At 72.9% G+C, this 16,596-nt stretch carries 18 protein-coding genes; 8 read left to right on the forward strand and 10 right to left on the reverse strand.

Annotated elements, in window-relative coordinates:
- Positions 1–15: 15 nt before the first annotated feature.
- The 8 genes from NNW99_RS24560 to NNW99_RS24595 are packed head-to-tail and all read right to left on the reverse strand — an operon-like array spanning position 16 to position 9,787.
- Positions 16–672, reverse strand: a complete 657-nt coding sequence (locus NNW99_RS24560) for a lipopolysaccharide biosynthesis protein (protein WP_215121286.1) — start codon at positions 670–672, stop codon at positions 16–18.
- Positions 669–1,820, reverse strand: a complete 1,152-nt coding sequence (locus NNW99_RS24565; RefSeq protein WP_215121287.1) for a glycosyltransferase — start codon at positions 1,818–1,820, stop codon at positions 669–671. The genes NNW99_RS24560 and NNW99_RS24565 overlap by 4 nt, the downstream gene beginning before the upstream one ends.
- A 1-nt stretch (position 1,821) precedes the next feature.
- Positions 1,822–2,586, reverse strand: a complete 765-nt coding sequence (locus tag NNW99_RS24570; RefSeq protein ID WP_215121288.1) for a polysaccharide deacetylase family protein — start codon at positions 2,584–2,586, stop codon at positions 1,822–1,824.
- Positions 2,570–4,627, reverse strand: coding sequence for a lipid II flippase MurJ (locus tag NNW99_RS24575; RefSeq protein WP_285439956.1), 2,058 nt, complete (start codon positions 4,625–4,627; stop codon positions 2,570–2,572). The genes NNW99_RS24570 and NNW99_RS24575 overlap by 17 nt, the downstream gene beginning before the upstream one ends.
- Positions 4,624–5,973: an O-antigen ligase gene (locus NNW99_RS24580; RefSeq protein ID WP_215121289.1), complete on the reverse strand. Its 1,350-nt coding sequence runs from the start codon at positions 5,971–5,973 to the stop codon at positions 4,624–4,626. The genes NNW99_RS24575 and NNW99_RS24580 overlap by 4 nt, the downstream gene beginning before the upstream one ends.
- Positions 5,974–5,976: 3 nt before the next feature.
- Positions 5,977–7,404 (reverse strand): exopolysaccharide biosynthesis polyprenyl glycosylphosphotransferase, encoded by a 1,428-nt coding sequence (locus NNW99_RS24585; protein WP_215121290.1) that lies wholly within the window; start codon positions 7,402–7,404, stop codon positions 5,977–5,979.
- Positions 7,401–8,651, reverse strand: coding sequence for a glycosyltransferase (locus NNW99_RS24590; protein WP_215121291.1), 1,251 nt, complete (start codon positions 8,649–8,651; stop codon positions 7,401–7,403). The genes NNW99_RS24585 and NNW99_RS24590 overlap by 4 nt, the downstream gene beginning before the upstream one ends.
- Positions 8,652–8,701: 50 nt before the next feature.
- A complete protein-coding gene (locus NNW99_RS24595; protein WP_215121292.1) occupies positions 8,702–9,787 on the reverse strand; it encodes a DUF3344 domain-containing protein in 1,086 nt (361 codons plus the stop codon).
- 401 nt (positions 9,788–10,188) lie between these two features.
- Here NNW99_RS24595 and NNW99_RS24600 point away from each other — a divergent pair, with 401 nt between their 5' ends.
- The 4 genes from NNW99_RS24600 to NNW99_RS24615 all read left to right on the forward strand — a co-directional run bounded on the left by NNW99_RS24600 (position 10,189) and on the right by NNW99_RS24615 (position 13,193).
- Positions 10,189–10,890, forward strand: a complete 702-nt coding sequence (locus tag NNW99_RS24600) for a hypothetical protein (RefSeq protein WP_215121293.1) — start codon at positions 10,189–10,191, stop codon at positions 10,888–10,890.
- Positions 10,891–11,091: 201 nt separating this feature from the next.
- Complete coding sequence (locus NNW99_RS24605; RefSeq protein ID WP_215124627.1) at positions 11,092–11,673, forward strand: hypothetical protein; 582 nt, start codon at positions 11,092–11,094, stop codon at positions 11,671–11,673.
- A 169-nt stretch (positions 11,674–11,842) separates the two neighbouring features.
- Complete coding sequence (locus NNW99_RS24610; RefSeq protein ID WP_215121294.1) at positions 11,843–12,343, forward strand: tyrosinase cofactor; 501 nt, start codon at positions 11,843–11,845, stop codon at positions 12,341–12,343.
- The gene (locus NNW99_RS24615; protein WP_215121295.1) at positions 12,327–13,193 is read left to right on the forward strand and encodes a tyrosinase family protein; all 867 of its coding nucleotides are present in this window, start codon (positions 12,327–12,329) and stop codon (positions 13,191–13,193) included. Before NNW99_RS24610 ends, NNW99_RS24615 begins: the two co-directional genes overlap by 17 nt.
- 55 nt (positions 13,194–13,248) lie before the next feature.
- Here NNW99_RS24615 and NNW99_RS24620 read toward each other — a convergent pair whose 3' ends face one another.
- The gene (locus NNW99_RS24620; RefSeq protein ID WP_215121296.1) at positions 13,249–13,539 is read right to left on the reverse strand and encodes a chaplin; all 291 of its coding nucleotides are present in this window, start codon (positions 13,537–13,539) and stop codon (positions 13,249–13,251) included.
- 448 nt (positions 13,540–13,987) lie between these two features.
- On the opposite strand from NNW99_RS24620, the gene NNW99_RS24625 reads away from it, so the two are divergent.
- The 4 genes from NNW99_RS24625 to NNW99_RS24640 all read left to right on the forward strand — a co-directional run bounded on the left by NNW99_RS24625 (position 13,988) and on the right by NNW99_RS24640 (position 15,488).
- A complete protein-coding gene (locus NNW99_RS24625; protein WP_215121297.1) occupies positions 13,988–14,266 on the forward strand; it encodes a hypothetical protein in 279 nt (92 codons plus the stop codon).
- 82 nt (positions 14,267–14,348) lie between these two features.
- Entirely contained in the window at positions 14,349–14,624 is a 276-nt protein-coding gene (locus NNW99_RS24630) for a hypothetical protein (protein ID WP_215121298.1), read from the forward strand.
- Positions 14,625–14,793: 169 nt separating this feature from the next.
- On the forward strand, positions 14,794–15,063 hold the full coding sequence (locus NNW99_RS24635; protein WP_215121299.1) for a hypothetical protein: 270 nt from the start codon (positions 14,794–14,796) through the stop codon (positions 15,061–15,063).
- Positions 15,064–15,209: 146 nt separating this feature from the next.
- Entirely contained in the window at positions 15,210–15,488 is a 279-nt protein-coding gene (locus NNW99_RS24640) for a hypothetical protein (protein WP_215121300.1), read from the forward strand.
- A gap of 143 nt (positions 15,489–15,631) precedes the next feature.
- Here NNW99_RS24640 and NNW99_RS24645 read toward each other — a convergent pair whose 3' ends face one another.
- Entirely contained in the window at positions 15,632–16,591 is a 960-nt protein-coding gene (locus NNW99_RS24645) for a D-2-hydroxyacid dehydrogenase family protein (RefSeq protein ID WP_215121301.1), read from the reverse strand.
- Positions 16,592–16,596: the final 5 nt, after the last annotated feature.

Below are 16,596 nucleotides of genomic sequence, written 5' to 3' on the forward strand. Positions count from 1 at the left end.
CGAGGCCCGCCGCCGTCACCGTTGTCCGCGGACATCGACGGCGGCGGCCGGGCTCGGCACCGAGGGGGCCGGGGCGGGCTCCTCGTCCTGGCCGTTCCTGCGCGGCCGCGCCAGCAGGGCCAGTCCGCCCAGCAGACCGCCCGCGCTCGCGCCGACCAGACCGGTCACCGCCGTCGACGTGGACGTCGGCTCGCTCGGCTCGACCGCCCGGGAGAACTGCACGAGCCGTACGTGGGTGTTGCCCCGGGTGTCGTCCGCGTGCCGGGTCAGCGAGCGGGTGACCGCGTTGGCCATGTCGACGGCGAGGCCCGGCTTCGAGGAGGTGGCCGAGACGGCGACCATCGGCGCGTCCGGCGATGTCGCCGCGCGCACACTGCGCTGCAGGGTGCGCACCGGCACACCCGCGTACACCTGCGCGTCCCCGAGCACCGCGAGCTGTGTGGCGACCCGGCCGTACGCCTGGGCGAACCCGAGGGCGGCGTCCGGCGAGGACTTCCCCGCGGGTACGGCGATGACGTAGCTGGTGGCCGTGTACGTGGCGGGGGTGAGCAGGCCGTACGAACCGCCGAGCAGGCCCCCGGCGAGGGTGCCGGCCGCGACCACGGACCACAGGGGAAGCCCCTTCAGACGAGCCAGGGGCAGGCGGCGCTGACGGATCGGAGTGTCGGTCATGAGGAGTTGGCTCCCGGAGAAGAGGGGGATGTGGAACTGGAGACCGCTGCCGCGTACACGTCGGTGAGACGGGCCGCGCAGTGGGTGATGCCGTAGTGCCGCGCGACCTCCGAGGCCGTGCGCGGTCGGGCACCGGCCGCTCTGACCTCGGCGATCGCACGGGCGTATGCCTCGGGGCCGCCGGTCACCCGCCGGACACCGGCGGAGGCGGGCGGCCGTACGTCCTCGATGGCCGGGCAGGAGGCGTAGAGCACGGGCAGGCCCGCCGCCAGTGCCTCCACGGCCGCCAGGCCGAAGGCCTCCTCGGTGGACGGGGAGGCGAGCAGGTCCATCGCCGAGGTGAGCGAGGGCAGATCGGGTCCTGACGAACCGTCGGGCAGGTAGGGGCGTTCGCCGGTGAACACCACACGCCCGGCCACACCGGCCTCCTGAGCCGTGCGGCGCAGGAAGGGCTCCTCGGGGCCGCCGCCCACCAGCAGCAGCCAGTGGTCCTTCGGGAGCAGGGTGAGCGCGCGCACCAGGACGTCGAACCGCTTCCCCCGGCTGAGCCGCCCGACGCCGCCGACGACCCACGCGCCCTCCGGCACGCCGAGTGCGCGGCGGGTGTGCTCGCGCCGCTCCGCGTCGAAGCGGAACCGCTCCAGGTCGATGCCGTTGGGGACGACCTCGATGCGCGGCGCGGGCACGCCCCAGCGCTCCAGGCGGCCCGCCACCGTCGCGGAGACGGCGACCGTCGACGAACCGACCCGCTCACTGGCGAGGTACAGCCGGCGCACCCCCGCCGTCAGCCTGCGGCCCTCCATCTGCGAGTCGCCCAGGGAGTGCTCGGTGGCGACGACCGCCCGGACCCCGGCGAGGCGTGCGGCGAACCGCCCGTAGACACAGGCCCGGTACAGGTGCGTGTGCACCAGGTCGTAGCCGCCGGCCCGGATCAGCTTGACCAGCCGGGGCAGCGCGCCCAGGTCGCGGTTGCCACCCATGCCGAGGTGGGTGACCCGGACCCCGTCGGCGGTGAGGCCCTCGGCGACCGCCCCGGGGTTGGTGAGCGTCACGACGTCGCAGTCGACGGGCAGATGACGCAGCAGCAGCCGCAACTGCTGCTCGGCGCCGCCGACACCGAGCCCGGTGATGATGTGCAGAGCCCTCATCTCACAGGCCCTCCACCGGGCGCCTGCGCAGCCGGTGCAGACGGTGCTTGAGGTGCAGGCGCACGGCCGTGTCGTTCTGGCCGACGTGCACACGCGGCAGGGCGTGCGGACCGGTCAGCGGACCCGGGTCGATGGCGCAGGCGTAGGTGTAGCCCGCTTCCCGTACGGCCTCGACGGCGCGGGCGTCGACCGTGCCGTACGGATAGCAGAAGCCGTCGACCCAGGCGCCGGTGAGCTCCGTGAGCAGCGCCCGGCTCTGGCCGACCTCCGCCCTGAGGGTGAGGTTGTCGGCCCGGGTGAGGTCGACGTGCGTCAGTCCGTGCGAGCCGATCTCCACGCCCTCGGCGGCCGCGTGCCGGATGCCGTCGGCGGTCAGCAGCGGCTTGCGCGGGCCGAGCGGGTCCCAGGCGTTGTCGCCGCCGAGCCGCCCGGGCAGCACGAACAGGGTCGCGCGGCAGTCGTAGCGGCGCAGCAGCGGCAGGGCCTCGGTGACGAAGTCGGCGTACCCGTCGTCGAAGGTGAGCCCGACCAGGCCGCGTGCCTCGCCCCGGGCGCGGGCGGCGAGCAGTTCGGCCACGGACACGCCCCGCAGCCCCCGGCGGCGCAGCCACGCCAGCTGCCGGTCGAGCCGCTCGGGCGTGACCGTGATGCGGTACGGGTCGTCGGAGCAGTCGCCCACCGAGTGGTACATCGCGACCCAGGGGACGGGGCCCTTGTGCGGGGCCGGGGGTCTGCCGGTGTCGAGGGAATCAACGGAAGCGGCCATGTGTGAGCCTTCGTGTGACGGCGCGTAGGGAGCGCAGAGCGGACGCGGGGCCCTGGGCACCGAGGGCCCAGGTGAGCGGAACGAAGACGAAGGTCACGGTCAGGAAGCCGGCCGCGAGGCCCGCCGCCGGGGAGTCCGGCAGGCTCGCGGCGAACGCCCCCGCGAGGGTGGCGACGGCGGCCGCGCCCGCCAGCCTGCCCAGCTCGGCCAGGACCTGCGGGACCCGGACCGAGACGCTGTGCGGGCTGTCGCTCCGGCCCGTGCGCAGCCCGGCCAGCAGCAGGGCGGCCGTGACGGTGATGCCGAGGGCGTTGGCGGCGGCGATCCCCGCCACGCCGAAGGAGTGCACGGTCGCGGCGCCGACGAGGGACGTCACGACGATGCCCGCCGTCATCGCGCCCAGCGGGTACCAGGTGGCCCGGCCCGCCGAGAAGTAGGAGCGCACGAGGGCCCCCACCAGGGTCTGGCCCAGCAGTCCGAGGGCGTAGACGCGCATGACGTCCGCCGTCGCCGCGGTGTCGCTCGCGGTGAACGCGCCCCGCTGGAAGAGCAGTTCGATCATCTGCGGGGCACAGGCGATCACCGCGCACATGCCCACCAGCACCAGAGCGGCGGCCAGCGCCAGATCCCGCTCCACCCGGCTGCGGGCCCGTGCCGTGTCGCCCTCCGCGAGCGCCCGCGCCACCACCGGGAAGGTGACCGTGCACACCATCAGCGACAGCGTCATCGGGATCTGGGCGACCTTCTGCGCGTAGTTCAGATGCGAGATGGCGCCGGCGGGCAGACCGGAGGCGAGGAAACGCTCGGCGAGGACCTGCGACTGGCGGCACAGCGCGAAGAGCAGGACGGCGGCGACCAGCGCGACCTGCATCGGCCGCTCCTCGACGACGGACCCGGCCTTCGCGAGCGGCTGGGCGGGAGAGGCCAGTCGCCGCCACAGCGCCGGCACCTGCACCGCCACCATCAGACAGCCGCCCGCCGCCACCCCGAGCGCGGCGGAGCGCACGCCCCAGCCCTCGCCGAGGAGGAACATCGAGGCGATGATGCCGGTGTTGTAGGCGACGTAGATCGCCGCGGGCGCGAGGAAGCAGCGGTGGGCCCGCAGGGCTGCGCTGCAGTACCCGGCGAGCCCGAAGGCCAGCACACAGGTCGCCGTGATCCGGGTGCAGTCGACGGCGAGCCGCGGGTCGGGCAGGCCCGGTGCCAGGGCCCGGACCAGATAGGGCGCGGTGCCGGCGACCAGCACGGCCACCGCGGTCAGGGCGAGACACAGCCGGGGCAGGGTGGCGCCGACCAGGGCACGGACCGGATCGCCCGGGGCGCCCCGGGCGCGGCGGGCCAGCGCCATGCTGAACGCCGGGATCAGCGCGATCGCCAGCCCGTCCTCGATGAGCAGCGTCGCGGCGAACTCCGGCACGGTCCAGGCGACCAGGAAGGCGTCCGTGTCGCTCCCGGCACCGAACAGCCGCGCCAGCGACTGGTCGCGCACCAGGCCGAGCAGCGAGCCGGCGATGGACAGCGCCGCCGTCACCAGCGCGGCCCTGGCCAGGAAACTCCCGGAGGCGGGCGAGGAAGCCGAGTCCGTCGCTGGCGAGTCCGCCGACGCCGAGCCCGTGGATGCCGAGTCCGTCGCTGGCGAGTCCGCCGGCGCCGAGCCCGTGGATGCCGAGTCCGTCGCTGGCGAGTCCGCCGGCGCCGAGCCCGTGGATGCCGAGTCCGCCGGCGCCGAGTCCGCCGGCGCCGAGCCCGTCGACGCCGAGTCAGCCGGCGCCGATGCCGGGTTCGCCGATGCCGGGTTCGCCGATGCCGATGCCGATGCCGATGCCGATGCCGGGTCCGCCGACGCCGACGCCGACGCCGACGCCGACGCCGACGCCGACGCCGGCGCCGAGCCCACCGGGCCGGCACCGTCTCCGGCCGTGACGCTGTCCCCGGCCGTGACGCCGTCCCCGGCCATGACAGCCGCACCGGCCCGCGCCGGGGGCACGGTCGCCGCGTCGTCCGTCTCGGGACCCGGGGTCTGCGAAGGCACCACCGTCATCGCGCCATGGCCTCCTCGGCGCGCTCCCGCACCCCTGCCCGGGGCAGGCCGGCGACGTCCGCACGCGCGTCGCCTGCCAGCGCCCACCACGCCACGAGCCCGATACCCACGGCGATCAGCACGGTCGAGGGACCGCCGATGTCGCCGTACGCGAAGTCGGTCAGCAGCCAGATCAGCAGTCCGCAGGCGACGAGCCCGCAGTCGAGCCCCGGGCCGCGGTCGCGCACGCGCAGCAGCCGCCGCACCCCGCACACCAGCAGCGCCAGCCAGCTCCCGGCGAGCGCCAGCAGCCCGATCAGGCCCTGCTCGCTCAGCACCAGCAGATACATGTTGTGCGGCGACAGCAGCGGCTGCCGCTGGTACGCCACTCCCGCGCCGTCGGTCTCGCTGCCCGACGACAGCGCCAGCGTGGCGTGCCCGTCCCGGTACTCGGGAAAGCCCTTCAGTCCGACGCCGGTCAGCGGATGTCCGCGCCAGATGTCCGTGGCGGACGCCCACAGGGTGTACCGGTCGACGACGGACTGGTCGGGGGTGTCGGCGACCTGGGCGATGCTGTCGATCCGCTGCTGCAGCAGCGCCGAGCCCACGCCGAAGCCGCCCACCAGGATCACGCCCGAGGCGACCGCGGCCGCGGCCACCTTGAGCGCGCGCCGCCACCCGGTCAGCACGAGCTGCACGGTGCAGGTCAGGGCGGTCGCGATCCAGGCTCCCCGGCTGAAGGAGAGCGCGAGCGGCAGCATCAGCACCAGCGCGCACCCGGCGCCGGCGATCCGCTGCCGTACGGACACCCGCCCGAGCGCGATCCCGACCGCGCACACCAGGCCGAGCGAGACCGCCGTCGCCATGCCCATCACGTCCTGCGGCCCGAAGGTGCCCACCGCCCGGATGTTCGCGCCCTGGTAGGAGGCGCCGGTGCGGGTGACGAACTGGTGGACGCCGACGGCCCCCTGACACAGCCCCAGCCCCACGAAGGACCAGGCCACCAGCCGGAAGCCGGACCGGTCGCGCAGCAGGAGCAGCACGGCCGCCGGGACGAGGACGAAGGTCTGCAGATACCGTCCGAGGCCGGTCAGCCCGGCCTCGGCCGAGAACGCCCCCATGGCCGCGAGCGCGAGCCCCACGACCGGAAGCCCCAGCACCACGGCCGCGACGGGCGACAGCGGGCGCCGCCGCTCGCGCAGCAGCCGGATCACGCAGTACACGACCACGAGCCCGGAGAGCACATCGGCGGGCCCCGCGCCGTCGGGCGTGCGCGGCAGGGCCAGCAGGGCGGGTACGGCCATCACGGGCAGGGCCGGCGTCAGCGCGAGAAGACGGCGGGGGAGCGGTGTAATTGCGAGGCTCACCCTTCAGCTCCCCGTCGGACGTACCACCGTGGCCGCGGTGCGCAGCAGGATGCACACGTCCTGCCACAGGGACCAGTCGTCGATGTAGGCGTTGTCGAACCGGCAGCGGTCCTCGATCGAGGTGTCGCCGCGCAGCCCGTGGATCTGGGCGAGTCCGGTGATGCCGGTCCGCATCCGGTGGCGGACCGCGTAGCCGGGGTAGGTCTGGCCGAACTGTGCGACGAAGTAGGGGCGTTCGGGCCGCGGGCCGACCAGGCTCATGTCGCCCCGGAGCACGTTCCACAGCTGGAGCAGCTCGTCGAGCGAGGTCCGCCGCAGCATCCGGCAGAACCAGCGCATCTCGTTCTCGTTCGCCACGCTCCACCGGGTCGCCGACTCGTGCTCGTCGACCGGGCGGTGGGTCCGGAACTTCAGCAGCGTGAACGGCTCCCCGTCCTTGCCGATGCGCTCCTGCCGGAACACCACGCCCGGCCCGTCGCTGAGCCGCAGCGCCACGGCGAAGGTCAGCAGCAGCGGGCTGACCAGCAACAGCAATGCCCCCGACACCAGGATGTCGAGGGCCCGCTTGCCGGTGCCGCCGTGCCGGGCGGGGGACAGGTCCAGTCGCCTGCAGGGGAATCCGGCGAGGCGCTCCCGTGTCGCGTACGACGGGGTGCCGGCGTCGACCTCCCAGACCACGCAGCCCGATGCGGCCAGCGCCCGCAGCAGCGGCTCCTGTTCGGCGCGTACCGAGGGGTGCGCGGCGAGCACCGCCCGCACCCCGTTCTGGATGACGGCCCGCTCGACCTCCTCGGCGCTCGTCAGCACCGGCAGGGTCTCGGTGCCCTCGGGCTGCTCGGCGACGATCCCCACCGGCCGTACCCCGCACCGCGGTTGACGCAGCACGGCGGCGGCCACGCGCTGCGCGGTCCCGACCGGGCCGAGGACGAGCGCGGTGTGCGGGTGGCGCAGCAGCGCGGCCCGCCGCCGCGCGTGCACGGCTCCGCGCAGCACACAGCAGGCCGTCGCCTGCAGCGCGAGCCCCGCGAGCACGGTGCGCAGGGACAGCGCGTGCTCGGGCCGGTACGCCGCGAGGAGCGCCGCGAGCGCCAGCCAGGCCACCGCGATACGGCCGCACACGGCGGGCAGTTCCTCCAGCAGCCCCGGTACCGGCGGCCGCCCGTCGCGCCGGCGCAGCAGCAGCGTCAGGACGATCAGCAGGAGGACGAGCAGCATCTGGCGCGGGGCCGCGGCGAGCACCGGCGCGCCCGCCAGGGCGGCGGCGCCGTCCGCGGCGAGCAGTGGAAGGGGCGAGGCCGGGCGGGCCGGGCGCCGTGGGGCGGACAGCCGGAAACCGGTGGCGGGGCCGCGCGGCGGCATGACCGAGACTGGTGAGGATCCGTGCTCCCGTGGCGGTACGCCGGGGGAGGGCACGGTGCGTTCGGCGGTCACGAGTGGATGGACTCCCTGTACTCGGTGGTCTCGACGAGCTGCGTCGTCCGGTTCGCCTCGGCGCCACGCCCGGTGTCGAGCCGCCGACCGCGCTCGGCGCCGGTGGTGGCGGCGGTCCAGGGGCCGAGCAGATCGCGGTAGACGTCCGAGACGGCCTCGGCGGTGTGCCGCACGTCGTGGGTCGACAGCACGTGCCGGCGGCCCTGGTCGCCGAGCGACTCGCGCAGCAGCGGGTCGGTCAGCAGCGCGGTGACGGCCCCGGCCAGCGCCGCCGGGTTCTCCGGTGGGACCAGGCACCGGGCGGAGAAGGCGGGCGGCAGGCTCTCGCGGGCACCGTCGACGTCCGTGACCACCACGGGCCGCCCGCAGGCCATGGCCTCCAGCGGCGCCAGGGCCATGCCCTCCCAGCGGGACGGCAGGACGACGAGGTCGGCGACCTGGTACCAGGGGGAGGCGTCGGCGACGGCTCCCGTGAACACCACGGACTGCGGGGCCTCTTCGCGCAGCCGGTCGTGGTCCGGCCCGTCGCCGACCAGGACGAGACGGGCCTCGGGCACCCGCCGTACGACGTCGTCCCAGGCCCGCAGCAGGACGTCCTGCCCCTTCTGCCGGCACAGCCGCCCCACGCACACCACGAGCGGTGCCGCCGGGTGGACGCCGGTGAGCGGCGGGAGCCCGGAGCGCACCAGGCCGGCGGTGGCCGGGTGGAAGCGCTCCGGGTCGATGCCGTTGGGGACGACGGTCCAGCGGCCGGTGATCCTGGCGCCCATCCCGGTGGCGCGTTCCGCCTCGCTCACACACACCGTGCGCGAGGCCCAACGCGCCCCCCAGCGCTCCCACATGAGCGCGAGGGCCGCGGTGCCCCCGCCGACCGCCTCGAACGACCAGGCGTGCGGCTGGAAGACCGTCGGGATCCGCCCGCGCACCGCGAGGCGTCCGGCGAGTCCGGCCTTGGCGCTGTGCGCGTGCACCAGATCGGGGCGCACCTCGTCGATCACCCGGGCCAGATGCCGTACCTCCCGGACCAGCGACGTACCCGGCGACCGCGTCGCGTGCCAGTGCCGTACGCGCGCCCCGAGCGTGCGCAGTCTCGCGGTGAGCACGCTGTCGGGGCAGGCCACGGTGACGTCCAGGCCGTCCGAGAGCTGTGCCGCGACCAGATCCGTCACGACGCGCGCCACACCGCCGTCCACCGGTTGGGTGAGATGGAGAACTCTGGGGTTGGGGGCGGTGGATGACAGATACATGTGCGCGGATTCCTCGCTCGCGATGGCGTTCGGGGCGGGCGGCGACGGACTCATCGCCGGGCGTCTACGGCGACGAAGAGCACGCCGGCCCATGCCGCGTCCTGCTGGGACTGGATCCGGAAGGTCGCCTGGTCGCCGCCCTGCTGCAGACCGCTGCCGAGATCGAACACATCGGAGTCGTAGCCGAGGGTGTTGGCATGGGCGGGCACACGCGACGCGTCCGCCCCGGGCTCGCTGATGGTGGAGTTGAGGACGTCGTCGCGGGGGTTGGCGTTGTTGGTGAGAGCGGTCGCGGACTGGCCGGTCGCCACGGTGAACGAGTCGCCGCCGGTGCCGCGGTCGCCGTTGTACGTCACCAGTCCCGCACGGCCCCAGGTGCCCGCGGCGAAGCCCAGGCCGGTCACACGGACCTCCTGGGCACCGGACCTGAGCGGGGTGAAGCCGTCCCAGACCGCGAGGTGCCGCTGCGGCTCCGAGGGGTTCTCGTAGGCCACCACCAGCGTCCAGCCGCCCCAGGCACCGGCCGTCGACCTGCCCATGGCGATGTTGATCTGCGCCACGGTGTACAGGCCCGAACCGCCCTCCCGCACCAGCCGCGTCACATCGGCCGAGGCCTGGAAGGCGTCCATGCCGTCCAGCACGCGGTGGCCGACCAGCGTGTCGGCGAGCACCTGCTTGTACTCCCCGCCGGGTTCGGCGATCAGCACGCGCCCGTTGTCCTCCGGCGGCTTCTGCTCGCCCACCCGCAGATTGCCGCCCCAGTAGAGACGCGCGTACGTCACCCGGGAGCCGCTGGGCAGGCGGACCTCGGAGCGGGAGGAGTTGTAGGTGTTGGGGTCGCGGTCGACGTCGACGTAGAACATGTCGAAGTCCCCGTTGACCGCCATACCGCCCGCCTGCGCGTCCGGGCACGAGGGCCGTTGGGCGGCGCGGCAGGTGATCGAGGCGTTGGCAGCGCGTACGATGCCGCCGTGCTGGAGCGCGCGGTACCGCTCGGCGAAGGCGAGGCTCTCGGCCTCCGGCGAGGGCGCGGCGGCCGGCGCGGCGGCGGGGGAACTGCTGGCTGCCCACATGGCGGCAAGGGCGAGGACGCCCACGGTCGCGCGGCGAAACAGCGGGCCCAGGGAATGGCGCATGACCGGTCGTTGCCCTTTCGGAACAGGTGGCCGTGGCAGCAGCGCCACGAGTGCGATGTGTCCGCGCTGAGGAGTGCGTCGGGCGGTTCGCAACTCTAGTCATCAATCGGACATAGTCGATGAAATTCGGTGAAGTCTGACAAGTGTGTCGGAATCGTGAAATCGCAAGTGTTTGCTGGTTCCGACCGCCGTCCGGGTGCCGGGCGGCGCCTCCGCCCGGCGGGCGCCGGGCCTCTACTCCATCGGGGGGCGCGGGAGGGGTGACCTGACAAAGCGTCTGATCAGGCTGGACGCGGCGAAAGGGGGAATTATGTATTCCCGAAAAGCCTATGAATGCTTGCGGAAAGCCCTGGGTTCTTTCACGGTGGGCTCAAGATCCATCGCCGTCGAAAGGAATCCCCATGCGTGCTCTGCCCGCACGGCGCATCGCGTCCAGCGCACTGTGCGCCGCCCTTCTGGTCGGGATCACCGGCCCCGTCGCCATGGCGGCCGACTCGACCCGCGGGCATGGCCAGGTGGCCTCCGATGCCCGGCTTCCCGGCGCTGATGTGCGCCTCGTGCAGATCCAGAGAATCAACTGGGGCACGCTCACCCCCGTCGCCGACCTGCTGAACGCCGTACTCCGGGACAACAACGGCCGGATCACCGCGGCCGAGGCGATCAGGCTGGGAGACGCCGCGAAGGCCGCCCTGGCCGAGGCGGCCGTCGAGGACGACGCGCAGACCCCGTCCCCCGTGGCGCCCCTGACCCCCGCGCCGGTCATCCTGCCTGCTCCCGTCCTACCCGCCCTGCCCGCCATGGTGCCCGAGCGGCGCGCCGCCGACCCCGTGACCGACCTGCTGGACCTCGTGCTGGGCACGGTCGACGGCCTGCTGGAGGCGGTCACCGGCGGCGTCGGAGGCGTCCTCCCCCTGGTGGACGACCTGCTGGGCGGAGTGGACGAGCTCCTCGCCGAACTGACCTCGGCCGAACCGGCGCTCCAGGACGAGGACGCCGTTCCGTCGGTGACGTCCAGCACCTCGACGACCCCCGCGGCGGAGCCCGATGACTTCTTCGCGCCCCAGATCTCGGTGCTGACGCCGCTGCTGCCGCCGGCCCCGTGAGCCTGTCCAGTCGTGGTGCCGGCCTCGAGGAGCGGCGCCACGACTGCTGTTCTTTCACAGCGGGAAGTCCCGGTCTTTTAATAGATCTCGTATGAGGTATTGGCAATCTTCGGCAGTTCCGGTTTCCGCCCAGGCCAGGGCTCGTTAGGCACGGCGACAGAAACCACTCCGGCGACGTGCGTTGCCGAAGAAAGGAACACGATGAAGTCTCTGAAGGCTGCCGCAGTCTTTGCCGGGTCCCTGATCGCCGCCGGTTCCGCGACCCCGGCGTTCGCCCAGGACGCCATGGTCGCCCCGAGCGCCCCCGCCGCTCAGAGCGTCCCGGATGTGCAGAGCGCTCCGGTGGCCCAGAGTGCTCCGGCTGCCCCCGTCGCCCAGGCCGCCCCGGTCGCCCAGGCCGCTCCGGCGCAGAGCGCCCCCGTCGCGCAGAGCGCTCCGGCCCCGCAGGCCGCCCCGGTCGCCCAGGCCGCGCCGCAGCCCGCTCCGGTCGCTCAGCCCGCGCCCGCTCCCCAGCCGGCTCCGGCCGTTCAGAGCGCCCCGGTCGCCCCGCCCGCCCCGCAGCCGGCCCCGGTCGCCCAGCCCGCCCCGGCCCCGGCCCCCGAGCCCGCTCCGGCCGCCCAGAACTCGCGCGACCTGGCCTCCACCGACCTCACCGGCGGCGTGAGCACCAAGGTCCCCCTGGACGTGACCGCCGAGGGCAAGGAGTCCCTGGTCCACACCGCGAAGAACGCCGCCTCCACCGTCAACGACGCCAAGCCGGTGCACGGCAACCTGTGGTTCTAGGCCGCAACCACGCCCCGCGGAGGGCCGGTCCTCGGAAAGTCCGAGGACCGGCCCTCCGTCTTTGTCCCGGAAGGTGCCGCAGTGATCACTTGTCCGGCCGCGCGGCGGTGACCGCGCGGCACGTCCGGCGGTTACGGCTACGACACCGCAACCGGACGAGGAGTGGGCCATGGCCGTCAGCATCGGCGGAGGACCGGCGGGGAACGGGGCGCCGGCCCCGGCGGACCCCCTGCCGGCGGGCAGCACACGGCTGCCCACCGGCAGTACACGGCGGGAGGTGACACGCGGACTGCGCGTCTGGGCCCTGGCCGCGGCACTGGCGGCCCCCGTGGGCGCGGCGCTCTGGCCGAAGCGCCTCGGCCCCGGCGGCGTCCGGCACGACACCGCCTTCACCGAGACCTACCGCGGCCGCCGCATCAGCCTGGCATGGACCCCGGGGGAGGGCCGGTGCCATGTCACCGTGGACGGCCGCCCGCTGCATCTGATGCGCCGCGCCGACGGCACCTGGCTGAGCATGGTCGACCACTACTGCTCCCACCCGACCCCGCTCCAGGCCGCCCGCGCCGCCGTCGACGCGCTCGGCCCCGGCCGCCGGCTGCGCGCTCCCGGACCGGGAGACGCGGAGCACGGGCACCGGCACACGGAGGACCGGCGTGGCGTACGTACGTAGGGACGCCGCCACGCTCACCAGGGCCGAGCAGCGCCGGTTCGTCAAGGCGCTGCTGGAGGTCAAACGGCGGGGCGAGTACGACGAGTTCGTCCGGATGCACATCGAGTACTTCTCCGCGGACGGCGAGCAGGGGCTGCGCGCCGCGCACATGGGGCCGTCCTTCCTGCCCTGGCACCGCCGCTTCCTGCTCGACCTGGAGCGCGCGCTGCGCCGGGTGGACTCCTCGGTGACGGTGCCCTACTGGGACTGGACGCGCGACCGCACGACAACCTCCGCGCCCTGGACGGACCGTCTCCTCGGGGGCGACGGGCGCCGCTCCGACCACCAGGTCATGACCGGGCCGTTCGCCTACCGGCACGGCGAGTGGCCCATCAAGGTGAACGTGACCGACAGGGATTTCCTCACCCGGGAGCTCGGACGCCCCCGCAAGCCGGTCGCCCTGCCCACGAAGAGCGAGCTGGCCTCGGCGCTGAAGGACCCCGTCTACGACGTGGCGCCCTGGGACTCGACGGTCACCCGGGGCTTCCGCAACAAGCTGGAGGGCTGGGGCACCGGCCGGGGTGACACGGCCTGGCGCAACCACAACCGGGTGCACGGCTGGGTCGGCGGGGACATGCTCGGCGGCGCCTCCGTCAACGACCCCGTGTTCTGGCTGCACCACGCCTTCATCGACCTGCAGTGGTCTCGCTGGCAACGCCGCCACCGCGATGCCCGCTACCTCCCCGCGACGCCGCCGGGCAAGGGCGACCGGCAGCACGGCCGGATCGTGGCACGCCGCCAGCGGCTGCCGCCGTGGGACGTGACGCCGCAGGAGCTGGAGGACGTGGGGCGGATCTACCGCTACGCGTGAGACATGGGGAGAGCCCCGGCATTCGGGGGGCCGGGGCTCTCGGGTCAAGCGGAGGTCAGTGACGGTGACCGTGCTTCTTGCCGTGCTTCTTGCTGTCCTTCTTGTTGCTGTCGTTCTTGCACTCGTTGCCGACGGCCGGGTTGAGCAGGCCGACAATGTTCACGGTGTTGCCGCACACGTTGACCGGAACGTGGACCGGCACCTGAACCACGTTGCCGGACAGGACGCCGGGCGAGCCGATGGCCGCGCCCTTGGCCCCGGCGTCCGCCGCGGCGAGACCGGCCCCACTGAGCACCACGGCGCCCGTGCCGAGAGCAACAGCGCCAACCTTCGCGATGCGAGACATCACGTTCTCCCTTACTGACTAGGTAGGTGCGGCAGCAGTACGCGCTGCCGCACTGCCCGTTCAACGCGGCGACCCCCGACCGGTCACGAGAAATCTTCTGCGGATCACCCATCTTGAACAGGGGCTCCGCCAAATGGGTGCTGATGGGCGGCCGTCCGCGTATTTCCCGGCCCTCGACGTGTCTACTGGCCGGGACTGTCGTCTCCGCGCAGGTCGGGGCAGGCCTCGCTCCTCGTGAGCGGCGCTGCCCGACCGGGAGTTGGGCCGGCGTGGCTGCCCCGGTGTCGACCACCTGGCGGAACCCCTCCAGCGCCGCGACGTGCACTTTCACAAGAAACCCACGCTACGAGGCGTTTCGCGTGGCAAAAGTCGCAAACGCCGCTTATCTTAGCGACTGTCAGTGACCGGACCATCACGGTCTGTGTCGATTCGAGAAATCGGAGAAGTAATGCGCAAGTACCAGAAGGCCGCGGTCGTCGTGGCCATGCTCGGCAGCGTCAGCTTCCTCGGCGCCGGCGTGGGTCACGCTGCGGGCGGGGACGGGAAGTTCAAGCTCGAGAACGAGCAGGCCCAGTCCTGCGAGCAGAACGACAGCACCCAGGGTCTGGTCAACGTCGACGACGTCAACGTCAACGTCGGCGCCCTGCTCGGCCTGGCCAACCAGGACAACAGCGAGCGCGAGTCGCTGAACTGCTCGCAGTCCTTCTCGCTGCGCGGCGGCCACTGATCAGGTTGATCTAGGCAGGCCCCGGGGCTCGGACCTTGTGTCGAGCCCCGGGGCCTGCCGCCTGACCAAAGGAAAAAGGTAGATGTTCAGCTCGAAGAAGATCGCGGCGGCGGCGGGAATCCTGGGGGGCTTCGCCCTGATCGGCGTCGGTGCCGTCCAGGCCTCGGCGCAGGGTCCCGGCACCTGTGTCCAGGACAGCAAGGGCCACGTCCGCTGTGTGCAGATGAGTGAGTACCAGGTCATCAAGGACAAGGGCGGCGACGTCACCGTCGTCAACGAGTCGACCCAGACCTGCCCGAGCGCGCACAGCCAGGTCAGCTGCGTCGACGTCGTCACGGCCCCCGCCCCGAGGGGCTGACAGGGGTCTGACGGCTCCGTCGGTCGGTGCGGTCGTACAACAGGTTTTATCCAGAAATTTACGTGACTGGGCGTTTCGCCCGGCAAGAGGCGCGAACGCCGCCTAAGGTTGGCGACTGTCGGTGACCAGCCCATTACGGTCTGTGTCAATTCGAGAAATCGGAGAAGTAATGCGCAAGTACCAGAAGGCCGCGGTCGTCGTGGCCATGCTCGGCAGCGTCAGCTTCCTCGGCGCTGGCGTTGGTCACGCTGCGGACGGCGACGAGCAGTTCAAGCTCGAGAACAAGCAGGCCCAGTCGTGCGAGCAGAACGACTCGCGTGAGGGGCTCATCAACATCGACGACGTCAACATCAACCTCGCGATCCTGGGCCTCGCCAACCAGGACAACAGCGAGCGCGAGTCTGTGACCTGCTCGCAGGCCTTCTCCCTGGGCAAGTAATCACCCCACAGGTGATGCGGGCAGGCCCCGGGGCTCGAACCAGGTGTCCGAGCCCCGGGGCCTGCCCCTTGGCTTCTCAGCCGGTATATGCGTCCGGAACGACTCCTCGCCCAGCGGCGGCGGGTCGACCGTAAAGGAAAAGGTAGATGTTCAACTCGAAGAAGATCGCGGCGGCGGCGGGAATCCTGGGGAGCTTCGCCCTGATCGGCGTCGGTGCCGCCCAGGCCTCCGCCCTCGGTGACCCCGGCAAGTGCGTCGACGACGGCAACGGTCACGTTCGCTGCGTGGAGACGACCCAGTACACGTACACGACCGACAAGGGCGGCAAGGTCACCGTCGTCAACAACTCGACGCAGGAATGCCCGACGGCCCACAGCCAGGTCACCTGCGTCAGCAGCGCCGTCGTCCCCGGCAAGAGGGCCTGACTCCCGCCGAGCCCGAGGCGCCGCCCTGTCCACGTCGGCGCCCCTCGCGGAGGTCCACCCGCCCAGCGGAGGATGGCCGGGACCCGAGATTCGGGTCCCGGCCATTGTTGTGTCCGTGTCCGTGTCCGCGGTCGGTGCGGGCGTCAGGGCAGCCGTCGTACGGGCGCGCCCGCGAGGAACGCGCGGATGTCCTCCACGGCCTGGCCGTAGTACGTCGTGTAGTTGGCGCGGGAGACGTAGCCGAGGTGCGGGGTGGCGAGCAGGCGCGGGGCGGTGCGCATCGGATGGCCGGCGGGCAGGGGCTCGATGTCGAAGACGTCGATGCCGGCACCGGCGATCCGGCCCTCGTGCAGGGCGGCGAGCAGGGCGTCCTGGTCGACGATGGCCGCGCGCGAGGTGTTGATCAGATACGCCGTCGGCTTGAGGAGCGCGAGTTCGGCGGGCCCGAGCAGTGCGCGGGTGCGGTCGCTCAGCGCGAGGTGGACCGAGACGAAGTCGCTGCTCGCGAGGAGGTCCTCCCGGGAGGGGGCGAGTTCGACGCCGATCTCGTCGGCGCGCTCCTTGGTGAGGTTCTGACTCCACGCGCTGACCTGCATGCCGAAGGCGAGCCCGACCCGGGCCACACGGCTGCCGATCTTCCCGAGACCGAGCAGCCCGAGGCGGCGCCCGTGCAGATCGGCGCCGACGGTGGACTGCCAGGGGCCGCCGGAGCGCAGGGCGTTGCTCTCCTCGACGACACCGCGGGCGAGCCCGAGCAGCAGCGCCCAGGTCAGCTCCACGGGCGGGGTGGAGGAACTGGCCGTACCGCACACGGTGACGCCGTGCTCCTCGGCGGCCGCGTAGTCGATGACCGAGTTGCGCATCCCGGAGGCGACGATCAGCTTCAGCCGGGGCAGCCGGGCGATCAGCGACCCGGGGAACGACACGCGCTCCCGCAGGGTCACCACGATGTCGAACTCGGCCAGCGCGGCGGCCAGGGCGTCCTCGCCGTCCAGATGGCCGTCGAAGGACACGACCTCCACCTCGTCCGCGACCGCCGACCAGTCGACGACCTCGGTCGCCACCCTCTGAAAGTCGTCCAGCACAGCACAGCGCAGCCGCACGTCGC

The sequence above is a fragment of the Streptomyces sp. CRCS-T-1 genome (assembly GCF_024442335.1).
Taxonomy (GTDB): Bacteria; Actinomycetota; Actinomycetes; order Streptomycetales; family Streptomycetaceae; genus Streptomyces; species Streptomyces koelreuteriae.